The organism is Dyella kyungheensis, assembly GCF_049913195.1.
In the GTDB taxonomy this organism is placed as follows: Bacteria; Pseudomonadota; Gammaproteobacteria; order Xanthomonadales; family Rhodanobacteraceae; genus Dyella; species Dyella kyungheensis.
Genome location: NZ_CP183983.1, coordinates 1,498,108 through 1,517,547, shown reverse-complemented (window position 1 = coordinate 1,517,547; position 19,440 = coordinate 1,498,108). Strand labels below are relative to the sequence as shown.

General features: G+C 65.7%; 18 protein-coding genes. 6 read left to right on the top strand and 12 right to left on the bottom strand.

All coding sequences use genetic code 11. The features are described from left to right. The first annotated feature begins 4 nt into the window (after nucleotides 1-4). Entirely contained in the window at nucleotides 5-2,089 is a 2,085-nt protein-coding gene (locus ACN9MB_RS06600) for an FUSC family protein (RefSeq protein ID WP_204635265.1), read from the top strand. Nucleotides 2,090-2,394: 305 nt separating this feature from the next. On the opposite strand, the gene ACN9MB_RS06595 is transcribed toward ACN9MB_RS06600, so the two are convergent. Continuing rightward, entirely contained in the window at nucleotides 2,395-2,697 is a 303-nt protein-coding gene (locus ACN9MB_RS06595) for a YciI family protein (RefSeq protein WP_426271187.1), read from the bottom strand. Between the two features lie 197 nt (nucleotides 2,698-2,894). Between ACN9MB_RS06595 and ACN9MB_RS06590 the strand changes: the two genes are divergently transcribed. The 3 genes from ACN9MB_RS06590 to kynU are packed head-to-tail and all read left to right on the top strand — an operon-like array spanning nucleotide 2,895 to nucleotide 5,768. Next, a complete protein-coding gene (locus ACN9MB_RS06590) occupies nucleotides 2,895-3,929 on the top strand; it encodes an amidohydrolase family protein (protein ID WP_426271186.1) in 1,035 nt (344 codons plus the stop codon). Then, nucleotides 3,926-4,432, top strand: coding sequence for a hypothetical protein (locus ACN9MB_RS06585; RefSeq protein ID WP_426271185.1), 507 nt, complete (start codon nucleotides 3,926-3,928; stop codon nucleotides 4,430-4,432). The genes ACN9MB_RS06590 and ACN9MB_RS06585 overlap by 4 nt, the downstream gene beginning before the upstream one ends. Nucleotides 4,433-4,487: 55 nt before the next feature. After that, nucleotides 4,488-5,768: a kynureninase gene (gene kynU / locus ACN9MB_RS06580; RefSeq protein ID WP_426271184.1), complete on the top strand. Its 1,281-nt coding sequence runs from the start codon at nucleotides 4,488-4,490 to the stop codon at nucleotides 5,766-5,768. On the opposite strand, the gene ACN9MB_RS06575 is transcribed toward kynU, so the two are convergent. Continuing rightward, nucleotides 5,769-7,028, bottom strand: coding sequence for an MFS transporter (locus ACN9MB_RS06575; protein ID WP_426271183.1), 1,260 nt, complete (start codon nucleotides 7,026-7,028; stop codon nucleotides 5,769-5,771). Between the two features lie 121 nt (nucleotides 7,029-7,149). Between ACN9MB_RS06575 and ACN9MB_RS06570 the strand changes: the two genes are divergently transcribed. Next, complete coding sequence (locus ACN9MB_RS06570; RefSeq protein WP_426271182.1) at nucleotides 7,150-8,055, top strand: LysR family transcriptional regulator; 906 nt, start codon at nucleotides 7,150-7,152, stop codon at nucleotides 8,053-8,055. 86 nt (nucleotides 8,056-8,141) lie between these two features. After that, entirely contained in the window at nucleotides 8,142-8,633 is a 492-nt protein-coding gene (locus ACN9MB_RS06565; protein ID WP_426271181.1) for a nuclear transport factor 2 family protein, read from the top strand. Nucleotides 8,634-8,729: 96 nt separating this feature from the next. Here the strand turns inward: ACN9MB_RS06565 and ACN9MB_RS06560 are convergent, their stop codons facing one another. The 10 genes from ACN9MB_RS06560 to ACN9MB_RS06515 all read right to left on the bottom strand — a co-directional run bounded on the left by ACN9MB_RS06560 (nucleotide 8,730) and on the right by ACN9MB_RS06515 (nucleotide 19,309). Continuing rightward, the gene (locus ACN9MB_RS06560) at nucleotides 8,730-9,995 is read right to left on the bottom strand and encodes a glutamate-5-semialdehyde dehydrogenase (RefSeq protein ID WP_426271180.1); all 1,266 of its coding nucleotides are present in this window, start codon (nucleotides 9,993-9,995) and stop codon (nucleotides 8,730-8,732) included. After that, on the bottom strand, nucleotides 9,992-11,167 hold the full coding sequence (gene proB / locus ACN9MB_RS06555; RefSeq protein ID WP_426271179.1) for a glutamate 5-kinase: 1,176 nt from the start codon (nucleotides 11,165-11,167) through the stop codon (nucleotides 9,992-9,994). Before proB ends, ACN9MB_RS06560 begins: the two co-directional genes overlap by 4 nt. 36 nt (nucleotides 11,168-11,203) lie before the next feature. Then, entirely contained in the window at nucleotides 11,204-12,499 is a 1,296-nt protein-coding gene (argH, locus tag ACN9MB_RS06550; RefSeq protein WP_426271178.1) for an argininosuccinate lyase, read from the bottom strand. 13 nt (nucleotides 12,500-12,512) lie between these two features. After that, complete coding sequence (argC, locus tag ACN9MB_RS06545) at nucleotides 12,513-13,466, bottom strand: N-acetyl-gamma-glutamyl-phosphate reductase (protein ID WP_426271177.1); 954 nt, start codon at nucleotides 13,464-13,466, stop codon at nucleotides 12,513-12,515. Between the two features lie 3 nt (nucleotides 13,467-13,469). Then, entirely contained in the window at nucleotides 13,470-14,735 is a 1,266-nt protein-coding gene (locus ACN9MB_RS06540) for an acetylglutamate kinase (RefSeq protein WP_426271895.1), read from the bottom strand. A gap of 57 nt (nucleotides 14,736-14,792) precedes the next feature. Next, nucleotides 14,793-15,887 (bottom strand): acetylornithine deacetylase, encoded by a 1,095-nt coding sequence (locus ACN9MB_RS06535; RefSeq protein WP_426271176.1) that lies wholly within the window; start codon nucleotides 15,885-15,887, stop codon nucleotides 14,793-14,795. A 77-nt stretch (nucleotides 15,888-15,964) separates the two neighbouring features. Continuing rightward, nucleotides 15,965-17,158, bottom strand: a complete 1,194-nt coding sequence (locus tag ACN9MB_RS06530; protein ID WP_204635251.1) for an argininosuccinate synthase — start codon at nucleotides 17,156-17,158, stop codon at nucleotides 15,965-15,967. A gap of 41 nt (nucleotides 17,159-17,199) precedes the next feature. Continuing rightward, on the bottom strand, nucleotides 17,200-17,679 hold the full coding sequence (locus ACN9MB_RS06525; RefSeq protein WP_426271175.1) for an OsmC family protein: 480 nt from the start codon (nucleotides 17,677-17,679) through the stop codon (nucleotides 17,200-17,202). Then, nucleotides 17,676-18,299 carry an FMN-binding negative transcriptional regulator gene (locus tag ACN9MB_RS06520; RefSeq protein WP_426271174.1) on the bottom strand — a complete coding sequence of 208 codons (624 nt, stop codon included), beginning with the start codon at nucleotides 18,297-18,299 and terminating at the stop codon, nucleotides 17,676-17,678. Before ACN9MB_RS06520 ends, ACN9MB_RS06525 begins: the two co-directional genes overlap by 4 nt. Before the next feature lie 2 nt (nucleotides 18,300-18,301). Continuing rightward, a complete protein-coding gene (locus tag ACN9MB_RS06515; protein ID WP_426271173.1) occupies nucleotides 18,302-19,309 on the bottom strand; it encodes an N-acetylornithine carbamoyltransferase in 1,008 nt (335 codons plus the stop codon). Between the last annotated feature and the right edge of the window lie 131 nt (nucleotides 19,310-19,440).

The window sequence follows — 19,440 nt, the reverse complement described above, 5'->3', positions numbered from 1 at the left end:
CGTCATGTCCTCGACGGGTTATTCGCTGCGCGCCACAGTCGTCGACAGCCTGCTTACCGCCAAGCGGCCCGACGTGCCCGTGCGCGTCGTCTTGCGCAACACCGCCGCGGTGATCCTGCCGCTGGGCATCGGCATCGCCACCGGCCATCCGGGCATCGGCCTGGGTATCGGCGCGGGTGCGCTGGACACCATGTTTTCCGATCAGCCGGGGCCGTATCGCCAGCGCATGGCGCGCCTGCTGCTGGCCTCGCTGGCTGCCGGCCTGGCCTCGTTGATCGGCTTCCTGATCGGCGACCAGTTGATTCCCATCCTGTTCGCCACGGCGGCGTTCGGCTTCTTCGGCGGCATGTTGGTGGTGTTCGGCCCCGACATGGCCCGCGTGGGCATGACCAGCATGATCCTGCTGGTGGTGACCGCGGCCACGCCACGCCCGCTGCACGAAGCGCTGGGCGCCTCCGCGCTGATCTTCGCCGGCGGACTGCTGCTGACGCTGTTCTCGGTGGCCGCATGGCCGCTGCAACGCTATCGTCCCGAACGGCATGCGCTGGCGGCGGTGTATCGCGGCCTGTCGACGCTGGCGCGCCAGCAGGAACACGACGACGCCGACGTGCCCGCGCTCACCGATGCCATGACCACGCTGCAACACACGCTGCTGGGACGGCACCACGCGCGCGGCCGCGCGATGGAAGCGTTCGGCGTGCTGCTGGAACTGGCCGAGCGCATCCGCCTCGAACTCACCGCGATGGCGGAGTTGCGCGCCAACCCCACCATCCACGCGATGTTCCGCGGCGATGCGGCGCGCGTGCTGGCCGCCATCGCCGACGCACTGGAAGCCGCCGAGTCGCCGCAGCAGGCGGAACATGCCTTGCAGACGCTGCAGGCGAGCGAGAACGCACTGCTCAGCGATGGCGGCAATGCCGATGGTCTGGCCACGCATATCCATGCGTTGTCGGGTCAGCTGGCAGCAGCGGTACGCAATGCGAACTGGGCCGGCAGCCGTGGCGAATTGCGCGCCGCGGCCGCTGAAACCCCGCTGCCGACCGCCCTGCGCAGCAATTCGGCGCGCGCCACCTTGCGCGCCAATCTCACGCCGCATTCGGTGACCTTCCGCCACGCCGTGCGCTCGGCCGTCACGCTGACCGCCACCCTGTGGGTATCGCGCGAGCTCGGCTTGCCCCACGGCTACTGGCTGCCGATGACCGCGGCCATCGTGCTGCGCCCGGATTTCGCCGCCACCTTCAATTTCGGCCTGCTGCGCGTGGTCGGCACCATCCTCGGCCTGGTGCTCACCACCGCCCTGCTGCACTTCACGCCGCACGATGCGTGGGCCCATCTCGCGCTGATGGCGGTGCTGTGCATGGGCTTCCGTTACCTTGCCACCGCGCACTACGGCATCGCCGTGGCGGCGCTGACCGGCACGGTGGTGATCCTGCTGTCGTTCGAAGGGGTGAATTCCAGCGACGCGGTGCTCGATCGCGTGATCAACACCGCGCTGGGCAGCGGCATGGCGCTGATCGCCTATGTGTTGTGGCCAAGCTGGGAACGCGCGCGGGCACGCGCCGCGTTGTCGGACATGCTCGATGCGTATGCCGGTTATCTCGGCGCGCTGGCCAACCCGGAACGCCGCGACGGGCGGCGCGAAGCGCGCACTGCTGCCCGCACGGCGCGCAGCAACGCACAGGCCTCGCTCGATCGCATGCGCGCCGAACCAGCCACGCCGGCCGTGCTGCTGGAACTGGCCAATGCGCTGTTCGCCAACGGCAATCGCCTGGCGCGCACGGCAATGACTTTGGAAGCCCTCATCGACGACCACCACAACCTGCCGGAGACGGCGGAAATGTGCGCATTCGTCGATCACAGCGCCACCGCCCTGCACGAAATCGCCGCCGCGTTGCGCGCGCAACGCGCACCCGACCCGCTACCGGACTTGCGCGGCCTGCAACGCAGCCTGGGGACGCTGCTCAACATGGCCGAGGACCGTCAAGCCGCCGAACTGCTCACGCGGATCAGCGACCGTCTGGTGGACAACGTCAACACGCTGGCGCATATCACGGGGCGCAGCCATACAAAGTCCACGGCGACGGCGTAACACTCACCTCCGTGGGAGCGCACCCTGTGCGCGACGATCCAACGAAGGGGTAGCGGCGCGGCTCCGCGGTCGCGCACAGGATGCGCTCCTACAGAGACCTCGCGCTGGCCGCAGCAAATACACGATCACGCCCCTTGTGGGAGCGCACTTGTGCGCGACAAACCAACGGAGCGTGGACGATTCGGCCCCGCAGTCGCGCACAAGTGCGCTCCCACAAGGTTCCCGCAGTGATGCTATGCCCCGACGCGGCGACGCACCGCGTCGATGTCGCGCACGGGGCGCACTTCGATGCGGCCGGTGCGGGCTCAGGGGAATTCCGCGGCGATGCGCACGGCCTCGTCCATGTCGGCCGCTTCGATCAGGTTGAAGCCGCCGAGGTATTCCTTGGCTTCAGCGAAGGGGCCATCCATTACGCTCATCTGGTTGTCGCGCATGCGCAGCGACTTGCCCTGCGCCGGCGCTTCGAGCTGCATGGAATCGAGCAGATGCCCTTCGGCGCGCAATTCGTCGGCATGGACGAAGCAGCCGTGCATCATGGTGTCGAACTCACCCTCGGGCAGCGCCTCGAGCAGGCTGTCGTCGTTGTAGATCATGACCAGGAACTTCATGTTGCCTCCCATGGCAATCGGACGCCGTTGCACCCGCCATGATGCCGGTAAAACGTTACCGGATGCACGTCCAGCGCGGCTGCGGTTCACCCGCCGGCCATGCGCCGGGCCTGGCGGAATCTCGCTCCAGCTGAGCCTGGGGGCTTTACGCTGCACCGCGCCGAGACGGCACCCCGCCCCTGACATACACTCGGCGCATGCTCAAAATCGACACGCACGCCCATATCCTCCCGCGCGACTGGCCGAACCTCGCCGCCAAGTTCGGCGACGAGCGGTTCCCCGTGATGATCCACAACGACGGGCGCCACCGCATCTACAAGGACGGCAAGTTCTTCAGGGAGGTGTGGGATTCGGCGTTCGATGCGCAACAGCGCATCGACGACTACGCGCGCTTCGACGTCAGTGTGCAGGTGGTATCCACCGTACCGGTGCTGTTTTCGTACTGGGCACCGGGTTACCAGGCGCTGGAACTGCATCGTCATCTGAACGACGAGACGGCGCGCATCTGCAACGACTACCCGCGCCACTACGCCGGCATCGGCACGGTGCCGCTGCAGTCGCCCGACCTGGCCATCCGCGAACTCGAACGCTGCATCGACGAACTGGGCCTGCAAGGCGTGCAGGTGGGCTCGCACTGCAACGACTGGAACCTCGACGCGCCCGAGCTGTTCCCGTTCTTCGAGGCCGCCGCCGACCTGGGCGCCGCGGTGATGGTGCATCCCTGGGACATGATGGGCACGCCCAGCATGCCCAAGTATTGGCTGCCCTGGCTGGTAGGCATGCCGGCCGAGCAATCGCGCGCCGCCTGCTGCCTGGTCTTCGGCGGCGTGTTGGAGCGCCTGCCCAAGCTGCGCGTGATGCTGGCCCACGGCGGCGGCAGTTTCCCCTGGACCATCGGCCGCATCGAGCACGGCTTCCGCATGCGCCCGGACCTGGTCGCCACCGACAACCCGCGCAACCCGCGCGAATACCTGCAACGCCTGTATTTCGACTCCTGCGTGCACGACCCGGCGGCCCTGCGCTATCTCCTGGATGTGACCGGGGTCGAGCGCGTGATGCTGGGGACCGACTATCCTTTCCCGCTGGGGGAACAGCATCCTGGCAGCGGCATCGAGTCACTCGGACTCGACGACGTGGCCCGCGCGCGGCTCTTCCACGGCACCGCCCTGGAATGGCTGGGGCTGCCGCTGCATCGATTCCAACCCAACGCCCCCTCACAGGAGCAGGCATGAGCTTCTTCCGCAACGTGGTGATCGCCGGCGCGCTCGCGCTGATCGGTACCGCACACGCCGCCGACGTCAGCATGGCCGGCGGCAGCGTCACCTTCAGCACGCCCGACCAGTGGCTTGGCATCATGGAAACGCAGGGCGACCCGGAAGCACGCGTGTTCCAGGTTCCCGACCCCTCGCCCAACGGCAACAGCAGCCTCGCCCGCATCAGCGTCACGGTGAAGCAGGTGGCCAATGCCGGCGAGTTCCAGCAATACGTGACCGGCGCCATGAGCAAGGCCAAGGCACTCACCGCTTACCAGGCCGCCAGCGGTGGCGTAGCCGACAACTTCGTCTACACGGCGCAGGAAAACGGCACGCCATACAGCTACAGCGAGCGCTACTGGTTCAAGGACGGCCACGCCATCCAGTTGCGTTGCGTGCGTCCTACGCAGAGTTCGGCGGGCGCCGCCTGGCGCACCTCGTTCGACAAGGGTTGCGACGCCATTGCCGCACGCATGAAATAATCGCCCTCCACGTCGTGCCCCGCTGCGGGCACGGCGCTTCCGCAAGAGATCCCCGATGTCCGCTCCGTTCGAAGCCACCCTCGCCTGGGCGCAGTCCCAGGATGCCGCCGATCCGCTGCGCGGCTTTCGCGATGAATTCCTGATCCCCAGGCACGAGGGTCGCGACGTCCATTACTTCTGCGGCAATTCGCTGGGCCTGCAGCCGCGGGCCGTACGGCCTGCCTTGAGTGCGGAACTCGACTCGTGGGCGGACCAGGCAGTGGAAGGCCATTTCCGCGGCGATCTGCCGTGGATGGATTACCACGAGTTCGTGCGCGACGATCTGGCCACCGTGGTGGGCGCGCAGCCGTCCGAAGTAGTGGCGATGAATACGCTGGGCGTGAACCTGCACCTGATGATGGTGAGCTTCTATCGCCCCACGCCGGAACGGCACGCGATCCTGATCGAAGCAGGCTCGTTTCCCACCGACCGCTACGCGGTGGAATCGCAGGTGCGCTTCCATGGTTACGATCCGGCGACGGCACTGATCGAGCTGAAGGGTGACGAAGCGAACGGCGCGATCTCGATGGAAGCGATCGAACGCGTGCTGGCCGAGCACGGTTCGCGCATCGCGCTGGTGATGCTGCCCGGCGTGCAATACCGCACGGGCCAGGCGTTCGACCTGGCCGCCATCACGCGTCTGGCCAGCCGCCATGGCTGCATGGTGGGTTTCGACCTGGCGCATGCGGTGGGCAATCTTCCGCTGCAGTTGCACGACATCGGCGCGGACTTCGCCATCTGGTGCAGCTACAAATATCTCAACAGCGGTCCCGGTGCGGTCGGCGGCGCCTTCGTGCATGAGCGGCACGCACGCACCACCCTGCCGCGTTTTGCCGGCTGGTGGGGCCACGACAAGACCAGCCGCTTCCAGATGGGGCCGCAGTTCGTGCCCACTTATGGCGCCGATGGCTGGCAGCTCAGCAATCCGCCGATCCTCGCGCTCGCACCGTTGCGTGTGTCGCTGGAGATCTTCCGTCGCGCCGGCATGGCGAAGCTGCGCGAGAAATCGCTGCGCCTGACCGGCTATCTGGAATGGCTGGTGCAATCGCAACTGGGCGATGTGCTGGAAGTGGTGACGCCGGGCGATCCTGCGCGCCGCGGTTCGCAGCTGTCCATCCGCGTGCTCGGTGGTCGCGAGCGCGGGCGCGCGCTGTTCGACGACCTGGTGGAACACGGCATCATCGGCGACTGGCGCGAGCCCGACGTCATCCGCATCTCGCCCACGCCGCTGTACAACCGCTACGCCGATTGCGTGGCCTTCGTGGAAGCCACGCGACGCTGGGCGCAACGCGGGTGATCAGCCGGCGCGGCTCAACCCGCGCCGCGCCATCGCATCCACCACAAAAGCCAGCCCGCAAAGCGCGAGGCCAACCGCGCATACGCCCGTCCATCCCGCTGCGGCCCACGCACTGCCGGCCGCCACGGCACCGGCACCACCGCCGATGAAGAACACGCCCACGAACAGGCCATTGAGCCGGCTGCGCGCCGCCGGGTCGAGCATGTTGATCGCACGCCGACCGAGCGTCTGGTCACCGATGGCGCCAGCATCGATCACGATGGCAGCGGCCACCAGCAAGCCCAGCGCCGCCATCGAATGCTGCGCGATGTCCATACCGAACCAACCTGCACCAGCTACACCCGCCAATACGAAGCCCAGCGTCGTCACCACGTGCGCGATGGGCATGCCCACCGCGCTGTAGCCGCGATCGCCCGCCCTGCCCGCCAGCGGCGCCACCACCGTGCCGGCCACGCCAGCGAGCGCAAACCAGGCCAGGCTGCGGCTATCCAGCGAAAACGGCGCCTGCACCAGGCGCAAGGCGATGCCGGTCCAGAAGGCGCTGAAGGCGGACATCACAATGGCCGCCGAGATGGCGTAGCGACGCAATACGGGTTCATCGCGCCATAGCGTCCACAACGAAGCGATCAATCCGCGATACGACGTGTGCACCGGCGGCTGCCGGCGCGGCAGCGCAAACCACAAGGTGATGGCGAGCAGTGCATCGAGTGCGCCGAGCAGCCCGTAGCAGACGCGCCATCCCCAGGCACCTTCGACCAGGCTGGCGAACGGACGCGACAGCAGGATGCCGAGCATCACGCCGCTCATCACATTGCCCACGGCGCTGCCGCGATGCTCCGGCTTCGCCATGGCCGCCGCCAGCGGCACCAGGATCTGGATCGCGCACGAGGTCGCCCCGGCCAGGCAGACGGCAAGCAACAGCCACCACGCGTGGTGTGCCACGGACGCCGCGCACAGCGCCAGCGCACAGGCGAGCAAGGTGATGGTGGTGAGGCGCCGGTTCTCGAACAGGTCGGCCAATGGCACCAGGAAGAGCATGCCCACGGCGTAGCCCAGCTGGGGCAGCATCGCCACCAGGCCGGTCAACGACGACGGCAGGTGCATCGCGCGCGCCACCGGTCCGGCCAGCGGCTGCGCCGCGGTGAGGTTGATGATGATCACGCCCACCGCGAAGGCAAACAGCAGGGTCAGCGGCGTGGTGAGTTCCGCCTGCACCTCATGGGCCACGGCCTCGATGCGCGAACGGGAGGGATATTGCATGGGTAGGGGGCCTTGCCAATCGATAGGCCTGCGATGCTAAATATCCCGGCATCATGATGACAGTGAATAATCATCATAGTTTTCATGCGTAATTCGCATATCAGACCGGAAGATCCGTATCATGAATACGCGGGATGTCAGGGCTTTCATTGCCGTGGTGGACACGGGTTCCATCGTGCAGGCCGCCGCGCAGCTGCACCTCACCCAGCCCGGCGTGACGCGTCGCGTGCAAAGCCTGGAAGCGCTGCTGGACGTCGAATTGCTCGACCGCCAATCGAAGCCGCTGCGTCCCACCGCCACGGGACGCGAGATCTACCAGAAGGGCCGCGACCTGCTGCACGCCGAAGCCGACCTGCTGGCGCTGGCCCGCAACGACGCCGAGCCCAGCGGTGAATTGCGCCTGGGCATGCCGCCGTTCCTGGCCGAGCGCGGACTGACCACGCCCATCGACCAGCTGCGCTCGCGCTATCCGGGTCTCGCGCTGCGCATCCAGTCAACCTGGTCGCCGGGACTGCTGGAACAGGTTGAAACAGGCCTGCTGGATGCGGCGGCGGTAGTGCTGTCCGAACACTCGCCGCCTCCGGCGCACATGACGGCACACGCGTTCGACCGCCAACCGTTGCGCATCGTGGCCGCACCTTCGCTGGGCCTGCGTGCACGCGCCACGCTCAAGGACCTGGCGGAGTTTCCGTGGGTGCTCAGCCAGAACGGTTGCGGCATGCGCTCCACGCTGCGGCGTGCGCTGGAAGAACGCGGGCTGCCCTGCAACGTGGGCGTGGAAGCGTTCGGGGCGGATCTCCAACTGTCTCTGGTCGCCCGCGGAGCCGGTGTCGGCATCATCACGCCCGACTTGCTGGCCGCCAGCCGCTTTCGCAATCAGCTCAAGCTCGTCACGGTGACCGACTTCCAGCTCGACATGATCGCCTGGCTCGTTCATCGCCCCCTGCCGCCGCGCCTGGAAGCACCGGTCGGCATGTTTCTGGAGCAACTCAAGGCGGTGATGTCGCAGCGGCCACGCTCGCGTTGAGCATCATCGGCGGCCCTTCGTCCGCGAACGAGTGCGTCGCCGTCGCGAATGCCCCATCATGGATCCATCCACGACAAGGAATGGCCATGCGCAATGCAACGCTCGTCCGACTGGGCTTTCTGATTGCCCTCCCGTTCGCCACCTGCCTGGCACATGCCGAGACACCGGCCGCCATCCCCACCGGCGATGAACTGACGCGCACGATTGCATCGCTGGATACCAAGGTATTCGACGCCTACAACCACTGCGACCTGAAGACCTTTGGCGAATACTTCAGTACCGACGTCGAGTTCTATCACGACAAGGGCGGGCTGATGACTTCACGCGATGCCGTGGTGGACGCCACGCGCCGCAACATCTGCCACAAGGTGCGCCGCGAACTGGTGGGCAGCATCGAGGTGTATCCGATCAAGGATTACGGCGCCATCGAGATCGGCACGCACAAGTTCTGCCAGATCGATACTGGCAAGTGCGAAGGCACGGGCAAGTTCTTCCATGTCTGGCGTTACCAGAACGGCCATTGGCAGATGACGCGCGTGATGAGCTACGACCATCAGCCCATCCCACCCCCCAAGTAAACCGACACCCCTGTGGGAGCGCACCCTGTGCGCGACTGGGGAACCGAAACGCTTTCGGTCTCCCTGTCGCGCACAGGGTGTGCTCCCACAGAGTAATCAGGTAAGGCGACTCTCGGGGTGGCGCACCTGGCCTTCCCCCCGCACCACGAATCGCTCGATGGTGAGCGACTCCGCTCCCATCGGCCCGTACGCATGCAGGCGGGTGGTGGAAATACCGATCTCCGCGCCCAATCCCAGCTGCCCACCATCGGAAAATCGCGAGGACGCATTGACCATCACCACCGCCGACCGCAACGACTGCACGAATCGCTGCGCTGCCGAGTGATCGTTGGTGGCAATCACTTCGGTGTGATCCGAGCCATAGCGACGGATATGCGCAATGGCTTGTTCGACGCTATCGACCACGCTGATGGCGATGACCAGGTCCAGGAACTCGGCGGCGTAATCGTCTTCCGTAGCGAGGCGAGCCTCAGGCACCAGCGCCCGTGTTGCCTCGTCGCCACACAGCACCACACCACGCTCGATCAACGCTGCGGCGGCACGCGGCAGGAAAACCGATGCGACATCGCGGTGCACCAGCAGCGTTTCCAACGCATTGCATACGCCCGGGCGGGACGTCTTGCCATCGACCAGCAGATTCAGCGCCACGGCCAGATCGGCAGAACGATCCACGTACAGGTGACACACGCCCTTGTAGTGCTTGATCACCGGCACGCGCGCGTGTTCGGTCACGAACCGGATCAACCCTTCGCCACCACGCGGAATGGCCAGGTCGATGATGTCGCTCAATTGCAGCAAGGCCAGCATGGTCTCGCGGCGCAGATCCTCGACCAGGGTGACGGCCGCCTCGGGCAGCCCGTGCGCGCGCAGTGCCTCATGCAGCGCAGCCGCAATCGCCCGGTTGGAATGAATGGCCTCCGAGCCGCCGCGCAACATCACCGCATTGCCCGCCATCAGGCATAGCGCCGCGGCGTCGGCCGTCACGTTGGGGCGTGCCTCGTAGATCATCGCCACGACGCCAAGCGGGATCCGCACACGCTCCACCACGATGCCATTGGCCAGCGTCTCGCGCCGCGTGACCATGCCCACGGGATCGGGCAGCGCCGCCACCTCGCGCACTGCCTGGGCAATGCCGGCGATGCGCGCCTCATCCAGCCGCAGGCGATCCAGCATGGCACCCTGCAGGCCCTTGTTCCTGGCTTCCTGCATATCCCGTTCATTCGCGGCGAGTACCTCGCGAACGCGATGGTGCAAAGCGTCGGCCATGCCATGGAGCAGCGCGCGCTTGGACGACGTATCGAGCGCGGCCAGCAACGGCCCCGCATCGCGGCAGGCCAGCGCCAAGGTGCGGATCTCGCTCATGTCTCGATATCTCCGGCGGTCTCGAAGCCCGCCATGCTGGCGAGATCGTCGCGATGCACGATCTCTGCGCCGTAGCTGTAACCCAGCACCGCGTCGATGTCGCGGCTATGACGTCCGGCCAACCGCTTCACTTCGCCGGCGCCGTACTGGGTGAGTCCGCGCGCCACGGGACGGCCCGATGCCTCGACGATCTCCACCAGGTCGCCCCGATGGAATTCGCCACTCGCATCCAGTACGCCGCCGGGCAGCAACGAGGCCTTGCCGCCAGCCAGCGCGCGCACCGCCCCGTCATCCACCCGGATATGTCCCGCTGCTGCCGGAGCGTGACGCAGCCAATACTTGCGCGCCTGCATGCGCGTACGGCCGGCCGCGAAGAAGGTGCCGCGCAGCTGGCCTTGCCCGAGGGCAACGACGGTGCTGCTGTCCCTGCCACTGAACAATGCGGTGGGAATGCCCGCTGCAGCGGCCTTGGATGCCGCTTCCAGCTTGGTGCGCATGCCGCCGGTGCCCACCTCGCTGCCGCTACCGCCCGCCATGGCCAGCACCTCGGCGGTCAACGATTCCACCCGGTCCAGCGGAATGGCGTTCGGATCGCGGCGCGGATCGGCGGTATAGAGGGCATCGATGTCGGAAGCGATCAGCAGCAGATCCGCGTCGACCAGGGCGGCCACGATGGCGGCAAGATTGTCGTTGTCGCCAAGCTTCAACTCGTCGACCGCCACGGTGTCGTTCTCGTTCACCACCGGCAACACGCCCAGGCTCAGCAGCTCGCGCAACGTGGCGCGCGCGTTGAGGTAACGGCGGCGATGGCGCAGGTCGTCGTGAGTCAGCAGCACCTGCGCCACGGGGCGAGGACTCAGCGACTGCCATAGCGCGATCATCGGCGCCTGACCCAACGCAGCCAGTGCCTGTCGCGCGGCAAGATCGCCACTGGCGGGCGCATGGGCGCGCAACTGCGCACGCCCCGCGGCCACCGCACCGGACGATACCAGCACGACTTCCCGACCGGCCGCGTGACTGGCCTGGATAAACTCGGCCAACGCCGTCGCATACCGCGGTGTCAGGCCGCCGCCGTCGGCCGCCAGCAGATTGCTGCCGACCTTCAGCACCGCACGTCGCCAGGAAGGCAGCGCCTGCACGGGAATCACGTACGAGCGCTGCACTTCGGTCATGGACGGGCGTCGCCTCCGCAGTGATGGCTCATTCGATCAGCCGTCCAGACGGCCGAGTCGGTCGCGCAATACATCCAGGCGAAGATCGTTGCCCGAACCCGGCGAGACGCGGGCTGCCAGACTGCCCTCGGGAGTGCGCCCCTCGCCCGCCGATGCCGCGGCGTCTGCCGCCGCGCGGTACGCATCGCGGAACGGCACGCCGGCCGCCGCCTGCTCGATGGCCACGTCGGTGGCGTACATCGCCGGCTCGATGGCCGCCCGCATGGCCGGCTCGTTCCATTCCATCCGCGCCAGCAGGTCGGGCACCAGCTCCAGCGCGGCCAGGCCATGACGGCAGCCATGGAACAGCGAACCCTTGGAGAACTGCAGGTCGCGCTGATAGCCCGACGGCAGCGACAGCAACTGCTCGATCTCGGTGCGTGCGGCTGCCACGCTCGCGTAGCTGGCGCGCAGCAGCTCGACCACGTCCGGGTTGCGCTTGTTCGGCATGATCGAGCTGCCGGTGGTGTATTCCGACGGCAGCTTCACGAAGTTGAATTCCGACGTGGTGAACAGCGACAGATCCCACGCCATGCGGCGGACATCCAGCAGCGCACCCGCAATCGCTTCCAGCACGGCCATTTCGAACTTGCCGCGCGAGAGCTGGGCATAGATCGGCGACACCTGCATGCGGGCAAAACCCAGCGCCTGCGTGGTGTGCTCACGATCCAGCTTGAGATTCACGCCGTAGCCGGCTGCCGTGCCCAGCGGGTTGGCGTCGATCAACAACGCGGTTTGTTGCGCGCGCAAGGCGTTGTCGATGAAGCCTTCGGCAAAACCGGCGAACCACATGCCGGTCGAGGACACCACGGCGCGCTGCAGATGCGTATAGCCGGGCAGCGGCACCGCGGGCTGCGCCGCACGATCGAGGCATACCTGGGCGATGGCGCGGCAGTGCTGCTCCAACGCGGCCAACTGCTCCTTCAGCCACAGGCGTGTGGCCACCAGGATCTGGTCGTTGCGGCTGCGACCCGTGTGCACGCGGCGGCCCGCGTCGCCCAGCCGCTCCGTCAGGCGTGCCTCGATGGCCGAATGCCCGTCTTCGTAACGGTCGTCCAGCACGAAACCGCCACTGCGGAAATCGTCAGCCAGCGCGTCGAGTTCGCGCTTGAGCGCATCGGCCTCATCGGCGCTGACCACGCCGATATTGGCCAGTCCTTCCACGTGCGCCTTGCTGGCGGTGATGTCGTGCAGGAAGAACTCGCGATCCAGCAACACATCGTCGCCGGCCAGGAACGCCATGATGCGTGCATCGATCTTGATATTGGATTTCTGCCAGAGGGGCTGTGTCATGTGAGGTTCGCCTTTAAACCGGAATCGCCGTGTATTCGTCCACGCCGATCGCGCGGTTGATGTTCTGCATGGCCTGCGTCGCGGCCCCCTTCAACAGGTTGTCCAGCGTCGCCACCACCACCACGCGCTTGCCGTCGTTGGACACCGCGAAACCGCCGATATCCACGTGGTGCTTGTTGGCGATCTGGCTGACCCATGGGGCCTCGTCCACCACATGCACCAGCTTCTCACCCTCGTACGCGGCGTTGAAACGCTGGACGATCTCCTCGCGCTTCATCTGGCGCGCCAGGTAGAGGTTGGTGGTGACGGTAAGGCCGCGGAAATGCGGTGCCACGTGCGGCATGAATTCCACCGGCACGTTGAGATGGCGGCTCGCCTCCTTCTCGTGCATATGGCCGGTGAGCGAATACGGCATCAGGTTGTCGCGCAGTTTGTCCGGATTATTCTTGTCCGACGGCGTGGTGCCTGCACCGGAGTAGCCGGACACACCGAAGCTCACCGGGGGCGCCGCCAGCAGATCCTTCAGCGGTGCGACGGACAGCTGGATGGCCGTGGCGTAGCAACCCGGGTTGCTGATGCGCTTCTCGCCGCGCCACCGCTGGCGGGTCAGCTCCGGCAAACCGTAGTACCACTTCTCGTTGAAGCGATAGTCGGCCGAGAGGTCGAGAATCAAGGTGTCGGGCCTGGCCTTGTCGATGGCCTCGACATAAGGCTCGGCCTTGCCGTTTGGCAGCGCCAGCACCACCACGTCGGCGCCCTGCGCCGCCACGGCCTCGGGGTCGAGATTGGCGTAGCGCAGATCGCCCTTGAAGCCCTCGACGTGATCGGCCACGCGCTGGCCGTCCAGCTCGCGCGAGGACACGAACGCCAGCTCGAGCGACGGATGGGCCGCCACCAGGCGGATCAGTTCGGCGCCGGTATGGCCGCGTGCGCCCACGATGCCAATGCGATGTTGAGGCGTGCTCATAGGTCAGTCCACCAGGGTCGGCAGGCGCTGCGCGCAATGCGCCACGCAGCGGGCGATCGTGTCGAAATCTTCCAGGCCGTACCAGAACACTTTCCAGCGCGGCTGCTTGAGGCAGCCATCCGATTCGGCGTAGTAGAAATGATTCACCGTGTTGCCGTGGCGCGAGCGCCAGAACAGCTGCGGGTTCTCATCGCGCATCACCTGCCACACGGCGCGGCCCAGGCCTTCGCCCTGTGCATCGTCGAGCACGGCGAACTTGTCCAGGTACGGCAGGCCTTCTTCCATGGTGAGGATCATCGCGGTGCGATAGTTCTCGCTCACGTAGACGCGGAACGGCTGGGTGCGTTCGAAATAGTCGGGCACCAGCGTGCGGCCGAAGCTCGATTCGATCAGCTCGCGCATGCGCGCAAGATCGATGCCCTCCCACGAATCGAAGCGCTTCACCTTTTCGCCGCGACGCACCAGCGTGCCCGAGCCCTTGTGCGTGAACAGTTCCTTGGCCAGCTCGGACGGCTTGGTGATGGACACCGACGAGGTCAGCGGCAGATCGTTCAGCAGATCGGCGATCTGCTCGATCTTCAGGCGCATCCCGCCGTTGATCCACGGCTGCGCCATCAGGTGGTCGAACTCGGTGCTGAGGTTGATCGAGTCGATGATGTTGCCCTGATCGTCCAGCAGCCCACCCGTGCCGGTGAGAAACACGATCTTGTACGGCTGCAGCACGCGCACCAGTTCATTGGCAGCGAAGTCGGCATTGACGTTGAGGATCTGGCCCTCCTCCGTTTCGCCGAGACTCGCGATCACCGGGATGGAGCCGGCACGCAGGCTCGCCTCGATCGGTGCCAGGTTGATATGGCTGACCTTGCCGACCAGGCCGTAGGTATCGCGATCGATATAGCTGGCCGTGAACACGCCCGACGACACCGAGGTGGCGCGCGTATCCATGGTCTGCAGCGCTTCCACCAGGCGCAGGTTCTGCTCCTGGAACACCTTGCGCACGATCGACAACGCCCTGGGCGTCGTGACGCGCAGGCCGTTCACGGTGTGCTTCTCGATGCCCGCGGCCGACAGCTCTTCGTCCAATTGCGGACCGGCCCCATGCAGCACGATCGGCGTCAGGCCCACCTGCTGCAGGAAGGTGAGCGACGAGGTAAGCGCAGGCAGATCGTCGCGCAGCACCGCGCCACCGACCTTCACCACGGCGAAGCGCTTGGCGTCCAATTGCGAAAAACGCTTGAGGTACTGCTGGATCTCCTTCGCGCTACCCATGCTCGAAAGCAGGCGGACGATGGTTTTCCGGGTGTGCTTGTGGGCTTCCACTAGGTCTTAGCTCTTATCGATGATGCGGTAGATGGTTTCGGCGTAGTGCTGCAATTGATCGAGCGCGACCCACTCGTCGGCGGTATGCGCCTGCGCGATGTCGCCAGGACCGTAGACAAAGCTGATGTAGCCCGCGGCAGAGAACAGCGCCGCCTCGGTCCAGAAGTCCACGGCGTTGCCGATCGGGATGTTCAACTCATCGGCCAGATCGCGCGCTGCCAGGCGACGCGCTTCAGCCGTGGCCGTGTCGCCCGCCGGCAGCGAGTCGCCACGGAACAGTTCCTCGAATTCCACCGGCTGCGGTTCCACCAGCGTGCGGAAGGTATGCAGCAGCTGCTCGGGCGCCATGGTCGGCAACGGACGGAAGCCGAAACGCACATCGGCGGATGGCGCGATCATGTTCGCCTTGATGCCGCCATCGACCCGACCGATGTTGAAGCGCAGTCCGGTGAGGCCACCGAAGCGCTCATGCGCCTGCTTTTCCACGTAGTCGAGCGCCGCAGCGCCCCAGCGCACCGCCTGGTGTACCGCGCTGTCGCTGGGCTTCTGCTCACCCGAGGCATGGCCGGCACTGCCCTTGAAGCGCATCTGCACCGAATGGATGCCGCGATGCGCCAGCACGGCTTCGCCCTTGGTCGGCTCGGCCACGATGATGGCGTCGTAGGCTGGCTTGTCCTTGAGGAAGCCGGCGATGCAACGCGGATCGTTCGCTTCTTCGTCGGTGGACAACAGCAAGGCCATATCGCCGCTGGTGACGTTCGCCACGGCAACGAGCGCAGCGGCAGCACCCTTGATGTCGCAAGCACCCAGGCCGATCGCCCGGTCTTCGGTCACGCGCAGCTCATGCGGGCTCGCCGTCCAATGTGGCGAATCGGGCACGGTATCGAGGTGCACGTTGAACAGCACCTTCGGCTTGCCGCGCACGGCGTACAGGGTGACAGCGCCCGCGCCGTAGTCGGTCACCGAAACGTCGAAGCCCGGCAGGTTGTCCCGCAGATAGTCGAAAATGCCGCCCGTACCGATCTCGCGCGGCGGATTGCGCGTGTCGTAGCCGACCAGCGCGCGAAGATGTCGAAGGGTGTCGTCCAGTAGTGCGCTCATGCGATCCGTCTGGTGGTGTCTGGAATGTCACGACGAAACCGTCGCCCCGGCGCATGCCGGGGCAACGTGTCGCACGATCAGCTGCGGTTGATTTCAGCCCACAGCGTGCTGCTCATGCCGAACAGCTTGATGAAGCCCTCGGCTTCCTCCACGCCCCAGTCCGCCGACTGCGCATAGGTCGCGCCCTTGGCGTTGAGGATGTGCGGCGAGCGCACTTCCACCGCCGTCACCTGCGCGCCGGAGGTTTCCAGCACCACCTCGCCATTGACCTGGCTCTGGCTGGACGCCAGGAACGCTTCCAGATCGGTCTTGATCGGATCGTGGAAGAAACCCTCGTACACCACTTCCACCCACTTGCGCGCCACCTCGGGCTTGAAGCGGTTCTGCTGCTTGGTCAGCACCGCCTCTTCCAGCGCGCGGTGCGCGGCGAGCAGCGAAATCAGGCCCGGCGCTTCGTACACGATGCGACCCTTGAGGCCGATGGTGGTGTCGCCGGTATACATGCCGCGGCCCACGCCGTACGGCGCGAACAGTTCGTTGAGCTTGGCCAGCAGCTTGTCGCCCGGCAGCTTCGCGCCATTGAGCGATACCGCCTCGCCCTTCTCGAAGCCAAGCGTGACGGTCAGCTTTTCGGACGGCCATTCGGCGCGCGGCTTGCACCAGCCGCGGGCGCCTTCGCCCGGCGTCTTCCAATGGTCGATCTCGCCGCCGGACAGCGTCACGCCCAGCAGGTTCTCGTTGATGGTGTAGCTCTTCTGCTTGGCGCGCACGTCGAAGCCACGCTCCTCCAGATACGCCTGCTCATAGGCACGTGTCTGGGTGTGTTCCTTCTGGATCTCGCGGATCGGCGCCACGATCTGGTAATCGCCCAGTGCCTTCACGGCCAGGTCGAAACGCACCTGGTCATTGCCCATGCCGGTGCAACCGTGTGCAATCGCCTTGGTACCCAGTTCCTTGGCGCGCGCAATGGCCGCGTCCACGATCAGATAACGGTCGGACACCAGCAGCGGATACTGGCCTTGGTAGGCCTCGCCCGCCTGCACGAACGGCTTGACGAAACCGTTCCAGATCGCCGGACCGCCGTCGACGGTGACATGGCTCGCCACGCCCAGTTCCTTCGCGCGCTGTTCGATATAGGCGCGCTCCTCGGCGTCCACGCCGCCGGTATCGGCGAACACGGTATGCACAGCCCAGCCGCGCTCCTTCAGATAAGGCACGCAGAAGCTGGTGTCGAGGCCACCGGAGAAGGCGAGAACGATGTCTTTGCTCATGACTTGCGGATCCTGGAATGGAAGGCTAAACGGATAAATAGTTACTTGGATTCAACCACGATGCGCGGTTCGACACGCACCGGAAAGTTCACGGAATTGGCAATGAAGCAGCCATGGTGCGCCGCGTCGTGCGCCGCCTCGGCCTTGGCCGGATCGCTCTCGGCCGTGATGGTCACCACCGGATGCAGCACCACTCCGGTGAAGTGGCCGCCATGCGTATCGGTTTCCATCGTGCCTTCGGCGCTGTCCGTATAGGCGGTGACGACCACGCCGGCCAGCACCGCCTGATGCAGGTACGACAGCATGTGGCAGGTGGACAGCGCCGTGACCAGCATGTCTTCCGGGTTGTACCTGCTGGCATCGCCGCGAAACATCGGATCGGAAGAGCCTTCAATGGTCGGCTTACCCTCGATGCGGATCTCGTGACCCCGTCCATAACCCTGATAGGTCTTGGTGCCGGTGCCCTGATTCCCCGTCCAGGTCACGTCGACCTTGTAGTGATGCTGATGCGTATGGCTCATGAGCTGCCCTCTTCCTGTTTCGACATGAGATCGGCCAGCTCCGCATCGCCACGACCGGCGCGCTTCCCCAGGCCGGCGACGACACCCGCGCGATTCGCGGCAGGATGGTTCTGGTTCAACTTGAACTTGCCTTCGATGCGATCGATGGAAATTTCCAGCCCGGAGATGGCGCGCAGCATCTTCTCGATGTGATCTTCCGGCGCATCGGAGACATGCCAGGGCACCGGAAGACCGGCTTCATGGCGATCCGTGAGACGCTCCAGCAACCGGCGCAGCCAAGTAGCGTCGTCGATCACACGCAGGCGGCCGTGCACATGCACCACGGCGTAGTTCCAGGTGGGCACCTCGCGATGCGTTTCCTGCTTGCTCGGATACCAGTTGGGACTGATATAGCCATCCGGACCGCGAAAGATCACCAGCACCTCGGCGCCGTCCATGCGCGACAGTTCATTACCGCGCGCAACATGGCCGTGAAGCTTTCCGTCTACCAGTTCGATGGGGAGATGATTGGCAGCCAGCCCTCCCGCGCCCTGCACCACCACGGTGGCGAACGGATACGCACGCATCAGCGCGTGCAGCTTTTCGCTGTCCGTTTCCCTGAAGTGCGCAGGCTGGTACATGATCAGCGCTGACCGATCAGCGACGCCATCACCGCCTTCTGCACATGCAGGCGGTTCTCGGCTTCGTCGATGGCGATGCAGGCGGCCGAATCCATCACCGCGTCGGTGGCCTTCACGTTGCGGCGAAGCGGCAGGCAGTGGCTGAACAGGCCGTTGTTGGTCAGCGCCATCTTCGCTTCGTCCACGATGAAGTGCTTGTTGGCCTCGCGAGTGGGCTTTTCCTGATCCCAGCGACCGAAGAACGGCAGCGCGCCCCAGCTCTTGGCGTAGACCACGTCGGCGCCGCGGTAGGCGTCCTCGATGTCGTGGCTCACCTTGAGCGAACCGCCGTTCTCCTTCGCGTTCTGGTAGCCAAACTCCATGTAGCGCTCGTCCAGCACGTAGTCGGGCGTCGGGCACAGCAAGGTCACGTCCATGCCCATCTTGGTGGCGATCAGCAGCGCGGAGTTCGCCACCGCCGTGTTGAGCGGCTTCGGATGGTAGGTCCAGGTCAGTACGTACTTCTTGTTCTGCAGGTTGCCCAGGTGTTCCTTCAGCGCCATCGCGTGTGCCAGCTCCTGGCAGGGATGGGTGATGGTTTCCATGTTGATCACCGGCACCGTGGCGTACTTGGCGAAGGCCTTGATCACGTTGTCCTGGCGATCCACCTGCCAGTCCTGGAACTTCGGGAAGGCGCGCACGGCGATCAGGTCGACGTAGCGCGACAGCACGCGCGCCACTTCGGCGATGTGCTCTTCGGTATCGCCGTCCATCACCGTGCCCACCTCGAACTCGATCGGCCACGCGTCCTTGCCCGGCGCCAGCACGATGGCGTGGCCGCCCATATGGAAGGCGCCCAGCTCGAAGCTGGTGCGCGTGCGCATCGAGGGGTTGAAGAACATCAGCGCCACCGACTTGCCAGCCAGTTGCTGTCCGCGCGGGGAGCGCTTGAAAGCGGCGGCCTGCTCGAGCAGCGCGTCGATCTCGGCGCGGCTGTAATCCTGGGTGGTCAGAAAGTGGCGAAGCGTCATGATGGAAGTTGCCCTTGTCGAATCGTCGGAATCCAGAAACAAAAAAACCCGGCTGCTAGCCGGGTTTTATCGTCGATACACGTGAAACGCGTGCGACAGCCTACCCGGCCAGAAAGCGGCACAGCGGTCGG